This is a genomic window from [Pseudopropionibacterium] massiliense, from assembly GCF_900607225.1.
In the GTDB taxonomy this organism is placed as follows: Bacteria; Actinomycetota; Actinomycetes; order Propionibacteriales; family Propionibacteriaceae; genus Arachnia; species Arachnia massiliensis.
Genome location: NZ_LR027842.1, coordinates 646088 through 659023, shown reverse-complemented (window position 1 = coordinate 659023; position 12936 = coordinate 646088). Strand labels below are relative to the sequence as shown.

At 63.8% G+C, this 12936-nt stretch carries 8 protein-coding genes, 1 tRNA gene and 1 pseudogene; 1 reads left to right on the top strand and 9 read right to left on the bottom strand.

Features of this window, described 5'->3' with window-relative positions; translation table 11 throughout:
- Positions 1-64: 64 nt before the first annotated feature.
- From E0E39_RS02735 to E0E39_RS02705, 7 genes and pseudogenes are all read right to left on the bottom strand, one after another.
- Complete coding sequence (locus E0E39_RS02735) at positions 65-799, bottom strand: vWA domain-containing protein (RefSeq protein WP_130873369.1); 735 nt, start codon at positions 797-799, stop codon at positions 65-67.
- Between the two features lie 514 nt (positions 800-1313).
- Positions 1314-2409: pseudogene (locus E0E39_RS02730) on the bottom strand (ISL3 family transposase).
- A 620-nt stretch (positions 2410-3029) separates the two neighbouring features.
- On the bottom strand, positions 3030-3449 hold the full coding sequence (locus tag E0E39_RS02725) for a hypothetical protein (protein ID WP_130873368.1): 420 nt from the start codon (positions 3447-3449) through the stop codon (positions 3030-3032).
- A gap of 1023 nt (positions 3450-4472) precedes the next feature.
- A complete protein-coding gene (locus tag E0E39_RS02720; protein WP_130873367.1) occupies positions 4473-5393 on the bottom strand; it encodes an aminoglycoside phosphotransferase family protein in 921 nt (306 codons plus the stop codon).
- Between the two features lie 355 nt (positions 5394-5748).
- Positions 5749-7536, bottom strand: a complete 1788-nt coding sequence (locus E0E39_RS02715) for an AMP-dependent synthetase/ligase (protein WP_245988175.1) — start codon at positions 7534-7536, stop codon at positions 5749-5751.
- Between the two features lie 163 nt (positions 7537-7699).
- Complete coding sequence (locus E0E39_RS02710) at positions 7700-8941, bottom strand: ATP-binding protein (protein ID WP_130873365.1); 1242 nt, start codon at positions 8939-8941, stop codon at positions 7700-7702.
- A 107-nt stretch (positions 8942-9048) separates the two neighbouring features.
- The gene (locus tag E0E39_RS02705; RefSeq protein WP_130873364.1) at positions 9049-9867 is read right to left on the bottom strand and encodes a MerR family transcriptional regulator; all 819 of its coding nucleotides are present in this window, start codon (positions 9865-9867) and stop codon (positions 9049-9051) included.
- 84 nt (positions 9868-9951) lie between these two features.
- Here E0E39_RS02705 and E0E39_RS02700 point away from each other — a divergent pair, with 84 nt between their 5' ends.
- Positions 9952-11313 carry a glycoside-pentoside-hexuronide (GPH):cation symporter gene (locus E0E39_RS02700; RefSeq protein ID WP_130873363.1) on the top strand — a complete coding sequence of 454 codons (1362 nt, stop codon included), beginning with the start codon at positions 9952-9954 and terminating at the stop codon, positions 11311-11313.
- Between the two features lie 303 nt (positions 11314-11616).
- Here E0E39_RS02700 and deoD read toward each other — a convergent pair whose 3' ends face one another.
- Entirely contained in the window at positions 11617-12339 is a 723-nt protein-coding gene (gene deoD, locus E0E39_RS02695; protein WP_130873362.1) for a purine-nucleoside phosphorylase, read from the bottom strand.
- Between the two features lie 200 nt (positions 12340-12539).
- A tRNA-Tyr gene (locus tag E0E39_RS02690) sits at positions 12540-12621 on the bottom strand.
- Positions 12622-12936 lie beyond the last annotated feature (315 nt).

Here is a 12936-nt window from a genome sequence, read left to right as displayed (position 1 = left end):
CCAACCCGTTTCTTCGAAGGGCGGCGTTGGATCGACTCCCCAACATCCGAGTCCCCAAGGCAATTTAGGACTCGATCTCAAGCAGGAAATCTTCGTCCGCAATCGCGTCGTCGTCCCACTTGAAGCCATCGTCGGCCTCGGATGCGTCGCCGCTGCTGACCTTGGCTGTGCTGTTTACGATGCTCAGCATCAGAATCTCGATGAATCCTTTGAAGGCCTCTGAAGCACCCGACCCATCTGCTGTGAGGAAAGCGCGCCCCTTGCCAGCAGTGTATGTTTCAACGACCTCTCGGGGCACATTATGCCCAAGGCCGAACACGGAAAGGTTGGGGCGACGATCGAAGCTCGGGTTGGTCAGCTCTGCGAATGCAGATGTGGGGTCGTCAAGGGGCTCCCCATCTGTGATGAGAAACACTGCTGGTCGGTATACCTTGTACCCGTCGGCCTTCAGCGATGAGTAGTCTGCCTCGAGTTGGGACCGCAGAAGTCTGAAAACCTCGGAGAAGCTCGTACCGCTTGAGGCCTCGAACGTGTGCTGAGCCAAGTTGGTGCCTCTCGCAAGCGGCGAGACTACTTGCGCACGATCATTGAACCCTATAACGCAGAATCTGGCACGCGCATCCGCCAAGGGGTTCTTGACACAGGTTCGAATGATGATCGGGATCAGCGAGTTCGCTGCATCGATCGCGTTGTTCTCGGTGGGTGACATCGACCAAGAGTGGTCAACGGCGATGTACACGGGGAGGATGTACTTCGCGTCCGCCTCAAGTGCTTCGAGTTGCTGGGTCTCAGTGGACACGCGCCTACCTCCGGTTGCTGGGGTCCAGTCGTGCACGCCACCCACAGGCGCTGTGCACGTCAATACTGCTGTGTGAACTTGACGGATGTCAAGCCTAACCAGGAAGATGACTGTGCGTGAACGAGGATGTTCAAGCGCCAACCCATGGGCGCTATGTCTTCATCGTCATCGAGGCTAGACAGGTCTTGAAGGGGCTCGGCTGGACAGCAATGGCCAGAGCACCGTGGCGACGGGGCTATCTGTAGCTTGCGCTGTTCGCTGGACCCCGCTCGAGCTGAATCATGCGGTCGGTGCCAACCGCCGACCAGATTCGACGCAAGTGTCGACGATCGGGGCAGAAACCGCTTCGCCTGGCGTCACCGCAGCGGTGATTGACCAGCTGACGGAACCCCAAGGACTCGTCTCACCATCCAGACGACCGAGGCGCGCTTCTATTGCGCAGTTCTCACCAAGACCGAACTCAATGACGCGCTGAGCAAAGAGAAAACCATACAGCTCAGGGTCTTTGGGGGGCTCATCCGATTTGAGGGTGTAGTTGGGGCCTGAAACTGCCAGTTTCGAGGAGGCAGCGGGCGATGTAGTGGGTCAGGTTCCGGAACCCGAGAGCGGAGCCGCGGAGGTGTTCGAGGCGGCCGTTGAGTGCTTCGGTGGGGACGTTGCTGGTGCCAGAGTGGTCGAAGAACGCGAGGATGTCGGTGGCGCGGCGTTTCAGGGTGCGGCCGAGCCGGACCAGTTCAGTCAGCTGGGCGGGGACGCCGGTGGCGATCACCTCAATCACGCTGGCCATGAGGTGACTACCAAGTCCGGGGTCGGTGCAGCGGTAGGCCTGGACGAGGTGTTGGTAGATGCCCCAGGTGGCTTCGACCTCGACATGGTCATCACCGGCGAACAGGTCTTCGAGTCGGGTGGCTTGTTTGTCGGTGAGCAAATCAGCCCCGGTGAGTAGGGTCCGGCGGGCCTGATACAGCGGGTCACCGCGGCGGCCCCTGTGGCCGCACGTGTCTTGTTGGACGCGTTGGCGGCATCTGTCGACAGCCTCGCCGGCGAGCCGCACGACGTGGAACGGGTCCACCACCGCTGCCGGGTCAGGGAGCTCTTCGGCGGCGGCGGTCTTGAAGCCGGTGAACCCATCCATCGCCCTCGATCTTGGCCCCGGTCCGCCAAGCGGCGGGCCGGGCGGAGAGCCAGCGTTTGAACACCTGTTTCGAGCGGCCCTCGACCATGTCGAGCAGCCGTGCCGGGCCAGTGCCTTGAGCTACGGGAATCAGATCGATGATGACAGTGACGAACGAACTTGTCATCGCCGCGGGTGTGACGCCAGCAATGCTCATCGACCCCCAGCACGGTGACCCCGTCGAACCGAGCAGGGTAATCGATCAACACCCGCTTGCCTTCAGCAATGATCGCTTCATTGGCGATGTCCCACACGACACCATGTCCCGAACCAGACCGCGACCGCCGCAATTCCGACACCAGTCATCAGCATCGACGATACGGCACTCCAACACCGCCCGGCCCGGAGTCACGTGTTGACCGGTCACCTCCAACCCGAACCCATCAAGCCGACAGAACATAGTCAGACCAAGCGCGCTGAAGATAGCGTTGAACACGCCGAGGTCTTCCAGATAAGTAGTGTGAGAGTTCCCATCCTCGGGAAGCCTCGACCCCTCACCCAGCAGCCACGCCGGAACCCCTACCTACCACCCTCGTTTGGGAAGATCCGGTTTGGCTCTTCACAGAAGTGAGTGGATCAGGGGTTTGAATCCGCCCGTGTCGGGGAGGCACCGGGCGGTGTAGTTGACGATGCTGCGGAAGTCTTTGGCTGTGCCGCGGAGGTGTTCGAGTAACCCATTCACGGTCCAGACGGCAGAACGTATCGAGGCAGGGTGGGGTAGCGTTTCGCACAAGGGCCCTTGGGTTTTCAGATGTGGCGTAGACACCCTCATCCTGCCAACCCGAGGGCCCGCCTCACGTCACCAGGCCCGTCCGAACTCCAGCCCCACCACCCACCGCCTTCTGTGAAGAGCCGCTTATTCATAGAGCATAGGCGAAGAAGAGCCCCATGATGGCCTGCACTGTGATTTCGAAGGTGCTGCAGAGGCGGCGACATTCGGCGCGGATGAACACATCAAGTCTTGAGATTAGCAATGACCTACTCAATGAGATAACTGACACGGTTTGACTGAGGGCTTCACTAGTCGGAAGGCATCCTGTAAATAAGTCTTAGTAGTCACGATCGGCTCATTCGAGTGAATAGCTGAGCGAGCATATATCCTACTACACCAAATGCCGGGGCAAGGTCCCACATCCAGAGTTCTCCACCTTTTGAAGTCACAAGCCAGAAGAACCCGACAACACCGCCAACAGTGAAGAGAAACGGCAGCCAAGCGAACCTTTCATCGGCAATCCCAATTATCAGATTGAGAACGAGCACGAAAACGCAAATAAGTACCAAGATAAAGGCAAGATGGCCATAAAGCGTTTCGGGAGCATCCCGGGCAGTTCTCCCATCGTTCTCACTGGCGGCGAAAACCGCGGTTCTGAGGCCAGGGATGACCAGTAGGCCGAAGGACGCCACAGCCGGAGTGAGGAGCCACAGAGGAGCAAACAATCCAAGCATGCCCCCAAATATCTTGAAAGATTCCTTCACGGTCCGTCCGTACCCTGGATGGTTGGCAGTCGGGGCAGGCGGCGGGGGCGGACTGGGAAGGCTTGGTCGTGTCGGAGGAGTAATCGGTGTCGATACGCGGGAAGGCGGACGCGAGGTTACCTTGGGTTTGGATGCGCCGACCAAGTAGTTCGTTGCCCGAGCGGAAGAGGTTGCCCGAGACTGATATCCTGTGCGCCCACTATCGGGGTGCTTATGATGAGTATGAACGACGATACTCTTGTCTTTGCTCGTGAGGCTAGAGAATGCTCGACCGGTCGAGACGTCTCCGTAGATGTGAACCTCAGTGCGCTGGATATTAGGAATAGCAGCTTGGGCATGGTACAGACCGTCGAGGACGCTGGCCCACGCCGCTGACCCGGGTTCATGTGTTGGCCTCGGCATCGTGATCTGCGGCGTCGACAACCGTGCCTCCTGAGCTGGGACCACTGTGATTGCCTGCGCTCCATCAACAACAACGGCCGATACTGCGCTACCTGTCTCTCCCGCCATACGCCGAAGCCGCGACCAGTCGGCATGTTCGCTGAACCCCGCCGTAGCAACGAGTACATAGTGAGTGGCTCCGCGCAACTGTCCAGGCATCATCCTCCCTGCGTTGGCTTGACTTGCGCATTATAACACGGGATCTAGCGTTGATGCCCTGTGCGCCCCGGATCATGGACTGCACCTCGGCCAGGGTTCCATGTCAGTGGGCCAAGAATACAGGTGTTGCTATGAATAGGCTAGCCTCGTCTGCCCCCTACTAGAGTTATTCTTCGCAGCTGCGAACGCTGGCCAGAGCATCTCTGGAGCGCTGCGCATTTCATGGGCAGTGACGAAAAACAGGTTTAATCGAACATGCGAGACACAAGTTTATCATTATGTCAGCTTCCAAGACTTGGCCTCAAGTGGCGGAAACAGCGAGTAGACGTTCGTATACTTCCACCACTTGAGACCAAGGTAATCCCTTGCGCCGCTAACCCTTAACTCTGCCGTTTCGTTGTCGATCGAACTTATGCATCTCGATCATGCACCCGCCAACATCGACCTGGCGATGTCCCAAGAAATCTCCGCTCGGGCCTCGTAGCCATGTTCTTGAAACCACATCGCGTCATCCACACTGCGCACGAGACACCACCGGCGCACGGTCATTGGCTCCAGCTCAGCCATTCCGGCGAACCGTTCCACCCGTTGCCGCACCGTGGCGTTCGTTTCGTCGCCGCCCCGGATTTCGCTCCAGCGGTTGCGCAGCAGCGGAACGACCTCATACGCGGGGTCGCCTTTCAACGGCTTCGGGTCAATGGCGGCCCACGAGTCTTTGCCACGACCAAGGATGTTGGCGTAATGGAAATCACCGTGCAGCAGCGATGACTCCGAAGGCAGGACGGCCAGCTCTGCGCACACATCGACGGCAGAGGAGACGAGTTCCTCGGGGCACGGTTTACCGAGCCGCCGCCACTCCTCGAGGAACTCCGTGCCCCACCGGGCAGCGATGTCACCGACGCTGCGAAGCCCAGCAGGCGCAGGAACGCGCAGTTCGCGAAGGAGGTCAGCGGCAGTGTCAAGCGCTTCCTGAATCGGGACGTCCAGAAGGACTCGCCGCTCATCCAGCCGCTCCAACAACATGGCTCCGGCCACCTCGTCGGCGCGCAACACCGAGACCGCTCCATGACCGCCCCACGTGCATAATGCAACGGACTCGAGCCGGGTCTCGTCGTCGACCCAACTCACTTTCAGGGCACCGCGTTTCCCGTCCTCGCAATGAACGGGCAGAACCACAGCGCACATCCCGTACATCGGCGGTCCCTCCTGACGAAGGCGCCACCTGTCGAGCAAATCCCCCACCGTGTACGGCAACGCCTCCAACCAGTCTCGGGCAGCCTCCCCTTCTCTGTTCAGGATCATGGCAGAAAACTCAGTCGAGATTTGAATCAATTTGACTCTCACATTCTGATTTGATTGAAGACAGCGCTCTCACTCATTTGCATTGAGCCCAAGAGGCCTGTTCACGAGTCATGGGTCGCCGCAGAACTCTCATTCGAGGCGAACTCGAGGACAGCTGTTCATGAAACCTGTGAAGGACCTCGTGGACCTTGTAGTCCTCATACTCACACAGACCATCGATGGCAGCAGACTCGAGGTGGTTTCGACTCGGACCGCTCCTTCGTCGCGGTCCGGCTCAACCAGCTTCATGCGAGACGATCGGAACGTTCCCGGCATTCGCGATCGCTTCGGCGGACTCAATCTGTTTCATGAGGGGTGATCTCCAGCTCATCCGGCGAGAACCCGTCCGGCTGATGGCTCAGTTGGAGCGCCGACGCCGTTCCAGTGCCTCGTACATGCCATCGATGAGTTCCTTGAAACGCTCCTCCACCTGCCGGCGACGCACCTTCAACGTCGGGGTGAGCAGGCCGTTGTCCGTGGTGAGGTCGCCGTCCATCAGTTCGGTGGCGCGGGGTTTCTCCTGGCTCGGGAGTTTGTCGGTCAGGGCGGTGACCCGTCGGCGCAACTCCTCGGCCAGTTCGTTGGACTTCAGCCAGTCGGCCACCTCACCCGGCCACTGCATCAGTTTTCCGAGCTCCTCCACGTGTGGCAGCGACGGTTTGACCAGCAGCGTCACGCAGGGCCGGTTGTCGCCGAGCAGGACGGCGTGCTCGAACAGCGGGTCGGCGAGGATGAGGCCCTCGATGGGCTGCGGCGCGACGTTCTTGCCGCCGAGAGTGACGATGATGTCCTTGATGCGGTCGGTGATGACCAGGAACCCGTCGACGTCGACGTATCCGGCGTCCCCGGTGTGCAGCCAGCCATCGGAGTCGATGGCGGCCGCGGTGGCCTCCTCGTTGTTCCAGTACCCGGCCATCACGTTCGGGCCGCGGAACAGCACCTCACCGTGTTCGCCGATGTGCAGCTGCCCACCCTTGAGAACCCGCCCCGTCGTGCCGATCTTGAACCCGCCCGGCGAGTTGAAGGTCACCAGCGGCGAGGCCTCGGTCAGCCCGTAACCGGTGTAGATGGGCATCCCGACCGCCGAGAAGAACTCCTCGATCTCCTTGCGCAACGGCGCCCCGCCGCACGCCAGGACCGCCTTGTTGCCGCCCAGGGCGACGCGGATCGAGGACAGGACGAGCCGGTCGGCCATGCCGAGCTGGGCGCGCCAGAACCACGCCGGTTTCCTTCCCTTGCGGTAGGCACGCTGGTTGCGCGCCCCCACCCGCAGCGCCCACTTGAAGATGCCGCGTTTGGCCCCCGAGGCCGCGACCTTCGCGTGCGCGGTGGCGAACACCTTCTCGTACAGCTTGGGGACGCTCACCAGCAGCGTCGGTTTCGCCTGCACCAGGGCCTCGGCGACGGTGCGGGCGTCGGGGACGTAGGTGTTCATGCAGCCCTTGAGCAGGATGATGCTGGTCCAGGCCCGCTCCAGCGCGTGCGAAAGGGGTAGGAAACACAGCGAGTGCTCCTCCGGTCCGAAGTGGAACAACTCCTCGATCGCCTCCTTCTGCGCGATCATCGCGGAGTGCCTGAGCATCACCCCCTTCGGATCGCCGGTGGTGCCGGAGGTGTAGATGATCGACGCCAGGTCGTCGGGGCCCGCCTTCGCGAGACGGGTCTCCAGGGCCCGGGCGTCGGGTTCGGCCCGGAAGTCGTCGTAGGTGATGACCCGTTCCGGCATGCCGTCCCAGGCCTCGAGGACCACCACGTGCCCCAGGTCGGGCAGGTCACCGGCCACCTCCAGGACCCGTTCGCACTCGCTGCGACCACCGGCGAACAGGATCCGCATCCCCGAGTCGGCGGCGATGTGGCGAATCTGCTCCGGGGTGGAGGTGGCGTAGATGGGCACCGGGATGGCCCTCACAGTGGCGGCGCCGAAGTCGATCTCCGACCACTCGGGGCAGTTGTTCGCGAACAACCCGATGCGGTCGCCCGGCTGGATTCCCCGGTTCAGCAGCCCCTGCGCCGCCTCGTCGATGCGTTCGCCGAACTCCCGGAAGGTGTGGATGCGCCAGTCGTCGCCGACCCGGATCCGGGTGGCTGGGCGATCGGCGTGCTCGGCGATGGCCGCGCGCATCTGCACGGCGAGGTGCTGGATCATTGGTCCTCCTGGTCGGGAACCAAGGATAGAGGGTCATGGCGACGGCGAGTCCCCTAGGACCTGTCGCGAAGAGTGTCGCCCGGGCGAGGATGCTCCGGACGGGACGTCGGATCGCCCGATCCGGTGCGCCGCGACCGGGCAGGACCTCCGCACCGGGACCCGGCTACGGGCACAGCCGATGGAGCCCGCACGTGACCGTGCCGTCGTCCAGGGTCAGGACCGGACCCGTTCCGGTGACGATCAGGCGGAACGACGGTTCCCCATCGATCTGTTCCAGCGCGGAGGTCAGGGCCCTGTGCCCGTTCGCGATCCGGGCCCCGGCCAGCTTGACCTCGACCGCACCCCAGCGGCCGTCGGGATGCACCACCACGGCGTCGATCTCATAGTCGTTGGAATCCCGGTAGTGCTGGATCCTTCCCCCGAAAGCACCCGCCAGCACCGCCAGGTCGTGGTGAACCGCGCTCTCGAACAGGGCGCCCGCGGTCGCCGGGTCCTGTCGCAACGAGGACAGTGGCGCCTGGAGGGCGACCGCGGCCAGCGCGGGATCGGCCAGGTGCAGTTTCGGGGAGGTCCGGAGCCTGGCCCGCGAGCGCAGCTTCGGCGCCCAGGGTTGTTGCCGCTCGACGACGAAGATCCGGGCCAGCAGGTCCACGTAGCGGCTGACGGTCGCGGCCGAGAGGTCCGGTGCGATCGGCGCGAGATCCCGGGCCAGGGTCTGGAAGGAGACGGCGGAGGCGCTGCTCGCGGCGATGGCGGTGAGCAGTGCCTCGACCACCGCGGGGGAGTTCCGGATCCCCCCGAGCCTCGACAGATCGGTGCGGATGACCTCGTCCAAATAGCCACGCAGGAGCAGGGTCGCGTCCTCGGGCGGGGCCTCACGCCAAGCCGGGAAACCGGGGCGCAGAAGCCGGCCGAGAACCTCCTCGAAGGTCAGCGCATCCGGTTCCCCCGCCGGCCGCTCACCTTCGAAGAGCCCCGACAAGGAGACCGCACCGGACCCGGGGTCGTGTTCCCACCAGGAGAGGGTTCGCATCCGCTGACGCATGAAACGTCCGGCTCCCGTGTGCCGGGTGTGATCGTCCGCCGGGGTCGCAGATCCGGTGAGGATGAACTGCCCGGGGGTGGATTCCCGGTCGACGGCGCGCCGCACCTGGTCCCAGACCTCGGGAATGATCTGCCATTCGTCCAGCAGGCGGGGACGGGCACCGATGAGAAGCTGTCCCGGGGCGAGATCATTGAGCGCCCGCGCGGCGGGATCGTCCAGGAGCACCGACGATCCCGCCGCTTCCAGGGCGGTTCTGGTCTTCCCGCAGGCGCGCACGCCCTCCAGCATCACCGCTCCGGAGATCCTGAGCGCGCGCCTCATCGCGCCGTCCATCACGCGTGGAAGATACGCCCCGGTCATCGTCCACCTCCCTGGCCTTGACTCCGCAGACATTTTAGGCATCAGTTTGCAGACATTCCAGGCATCAGTTTGCAGACGTTGTGGACGTGGATTTGCAGAATCCGTTCTCAGGCGACCGGGATGCAGACCTCGGTGAGGTACTGCGCCGGGTCCTCGGCCTGGACCGGACCGACGATGTAACGGTTGTACATGGGACCGGTGATCGTCAGCCCGGAGCGGGTGATGTACTCGGCCAGTTCCTCGTTGACGGAATCGAACTGGTCGTAGCCGCCGCGGAAGGCCGCCACCGCGACCTGCTGTTCCGGCAGCTCCCGGATCACGAGCGGTTCGGACGCGACGGCGCCGGGGGCGACGGGTTCCCAGATCTCGATGTCGATGTCGGATTCGCGGTACTCGGGGTCGTGGAAGGTTGCCCCGCAGGGTTCGCCGGTGTACGCGAGTCCCTGCGCCTCGAACGCCTCCATGAGCCTCGCCCACGCCTTGGGTTCGTCGGTGTAGGCGTCGATCTTCGTGCGCAGGGCGGCGACGAGCTGCGCGGGACGGGTGGTGACGGTGATGTCGGCCATGGTGGCCCTCCTCGTGGTGTGGGAGATGAGTCGGTCGATCTCGGCGATGCGGTGGCGGACCGCCTCGGCATCGGCGATGAGTTGATCGCGCTGCACGGCAAGTGCGCGACCCAGCGCCTCGGGGTCGTCGCGTTGCGGGAGCAGGACGGCTATGGCGGAGACGGAGAACCCGACGTCGCGCAGCTGACGGATCAGCGTCGCGTCGCGCACCTGTGAGGAGGCGTAGAACCGGTGGCCGGTGAATTCGTCGGTGGCGGCCGGGCTCAGGACGCCGTTGGCGTCGTAGTAGCGCAGCATCCGCACCGACAGCCGGGTGAGGGTGGAGAACTCCCCGATGCGGATCAGTCTCGTCTCGGTCATGGCACCATCGTGGAACCTGACACCGTGTCAGGGTCAACCGGGCCGGATTCCGCATCACGACCACGACCTGCAAGACTCTGCGCCATGAATCCGGCTCCCTGGCGCAATCGGCTGAGTTTCGGGCTGGGCACGCTCGGCCGCGACATGTCGGCCGCGCTGGTCAGCATGTACCTGATGTTCTACCTCACCGAGGTGCTGCACATCTCGCAGTCGGCGACGGCGGTGGTGACGGTGGTTCTGGTGGCGATGCGGATCTTCGATGCCCTCAACGATCCCTTCATGGGCGTCATCGTCGACAACACCCGCTCCCGGTTCGGCAAGTTCAAACCGTGGATCGCGCTGGGCGCGGTGCTGTGGGGGGCAGCCACGCTGGGGATCTTCGTGGACCTCGGGCTCTCGGGGGTGGCCTTCCTGGTGTGGTTCACCGTGGTCTACCTGGTGTGGTCGGTGGCCTACACCATCAACGACATCTCCTTCTGGGGCATGCTGCCCGCCCTCTCCCAGGACCTGAAGGAGCGGGAACGCATCGGGGTGATCGCCAGGATCTGCGCCAACCTCGGTTTGTTCTCGGTGGTGGTGGCGGTGGTGCCGGCGACGAAGGCACTCGGCGGGCTGCTCGGCAGCGAGCAGCTGGGGTGGCTGGCCTTCGCGGCGCTGCTGGTGGTGCTGATGCTGGGTTTCCAGTCGTTGACGCTGCTGTTCACCAGGCAGCAGGTGACGGTGGCCGCCTCGCAGACCCCGTTCCGGGAGCTGGTGCGGGTGATCGGCCGCAACGACCAGCTGCTGTGGGCGGCGGGGGCGATGCTGTGTTTCATGGGCGGCTACATGACCGTCACGAGCCTCGGCATCTACTACTTCAAGTACGTCTACCGCGACGAGGCGACCTATTCGGTGTTCGCCGCCATCCTCGCGGTGACGCAGCTGGCCGGATTGGCGCTCTTCCCGCTGGTTCGGAAGTTCCTGCGTCGTTTCCAGATCCACACCCTGGCCACCCTCCTGTGCCTGGTGGGGCTGGTGGTGTTCTGGTTCGCGGGTTCGTCGCTGACGGTGGTGGCGGTCGCGGGGGTGCTGCTGTTCACCGGGCAGGCGTTCATCCAACTGCTGATGCTGATGTTCATCGCCGACTGCGTCGAGTACGGGCAGTGGAAACTGGGGCGCCGCAACGAGTCGGTGACGTTGGCGGTGCAGCCGTTCATCTACAAGGCCTCGAACGCCATCGGCAGCGGTTTCGTCGGCCTGGCGCTGCTGGTCTCCGGGATCAGCGGCGCCCGAGTGGTCGAGGACGTGACGGCTGCCGGCGTAGCCGCGTTCAAGTCCGTGATGCTGCTGATTCCCATGGTGCTGATCGCAGCGAGCTGGCTGATCCTGCGCGTCGGGTACCGGCTCGACGAGAAACGCTACGCCGAGATCCTCGCCGAACTGGACGGCAGACAAGCCGCCGCCTGACGAGCGCCCCATCCCTCCCGAAGCCGGTTGAGCCGGGACGCGACGAAACAGCCACCCGAGTCGAAACCACCCACACCCGACAAGCAGACCCGGCCACGGTCACCACGGTTTCGACACGACCCACTCGCTGGCGCTCGCGGGTCGGCTCAACCAGCTTCACTACTTCCAAGCCGGTTGAGCCAGCACGTGAGCGCCAGCGAACGGCTGAGTCGAAACCACTGACGCCCGGTAACCAGAACCCGACCCCAGCCACTCGAACACGCGCGAGCGAGCAGGGCGGCCCAACCGGCTTCGTGCGACGCCCTACCCGCGGGCCAGCAGGGCGGCCACCGCTATCTCGAGGGCGTCGTCGAACATGGTTTCGCGTTCGGTGGCCGTGAGGTCGGCGGAGTGGTCGAGGAGGTGGTCGGAGACGGTCAGCACCGCCAGGGCCTCGGCGTTGTTGCGGGCAGCCGCCGCGTACAGACCCGCGGCCTCCATCTCGACCGCGAGGGTTCCCAGCCTGGACAGCTCCGGGATGATGTCGGTGCGGGGGTGGTAGAAGTAGTCGCTGGTGAACACGGCGCCGACGTGAACCGCTCGGTCGCTGCCCCGTCGCGCCTGCGCCACGGCGGCGGCGAGCATGTCGAAGGTCGGCGCCAGCGACAACGTCACCCCGGGCACTGCGACGGTGGCAACCGAGGAGTCGGTGTGCGCGGCGGAGGCGATCACGACGTCGCGGACGTGCACCCTGGGTGAGAAGGCCCCGCAGGTGCCGACCCGGCAGATGCGCCTCACCCCGTGACGGGAGAACAGTTCAGTGGCGTAGATCGACATCGACGGAACCCCCATCCCGGAGGCGGTCACGGTGGCGGGAACCCCGTCGAGGGCGCCGGTCCAGGTTCCGATGCCCCGGACGTCGGAGACCAGCCGGGCACCGTCGAGCCGGTTCCGGGCGATGTGTTCGGCGCGACGCGGATCACCGGGCATGAGGACCAGGGGGGCGATGTCGCCGGTTTCACGGGAGAAGTGCGGAGTTGATGACATGGCAGGAGCCTAGCCACGTACGATGACCGGATGGATGCCCCCTGCGACGTGGTGTTGAGACCACCGGAGATCTCCGACGCCGAACCCCTGCACCTGCTTTTCCGGGATCCCGGGTGACGGCGAGGCCCGCTGCCATCGTCGCGGGGCGGGTACCGGGTCGTGAGAAAGTTCAAGCCCCGGATCCATCCGATCCGGGGCAGTGGCAGGTGTTGGATTTGAACCAACGTAGGCAACGCCGACGGTTTTACAGACCGCTCCCTTTGGCCGCTCGGGCAACCTGCCGAACGCTGGCCGACCAGCGACGGAAAGAGTATCAGTGCTGGGCGGATACGTCCAACCCGAGGGTGGCCACGGGCTCCCGTGAAAAGTTTTGAGGCCGCGGTGGAAGATTTTGTACCGTACACCCCACACTTTCTTTCCACATGACATAACTCGCGGGCTGCGGGGCGGTGGGGCGGCGGGGGGGCGCGGAAGCCGGAAAGGAAGAGATCCTGAGGAAGGCTCAGAAGGATAGCCGCTTCGCCGCTTCAGAACTCGTATGGCGGAAATTGCCTGAGCGGCTCATGAAGGTCCTGTCAGACGACCCCACTGATGATC

Coding starts and splice junctions, on each gene's coding strand:
- deoD (WP_130873362.1), bottom strand. CDS start 12,339: ATGTCATCAACTCCGCACTTCTCCCGTGAAACCGGCGACATCGCCCCC.
- E0E39_RS02705 (WP_130873364.1), bottom strand. CDS start 9,867: ATGACCGAGACGAGACTGATCCGCATCGGGGAGTTCTCCACCCTCACC.
- E0E39_RS02700 (WP_130873363.1), top strand. CDS start 9,952: ATGAATCCGGCTCCCTGGCGCAATCGGCTGAGTTTCGGGCTGGGCACG.
- E0E39_RS02715 (WP_245988175.1), bottom strand. CDS start 7,536: ATGATCCAGCACCTCGCCGTGCAGATGCGCGCGGCCATCGCCGAGCAC.
- E0E39_RS02710 (WP_130873365.1), bottom strand. CDS start 8,941: ATGACCGGGGCGTATCTTCCACGCGTGATGGACGGCGCGATGAGGCGC.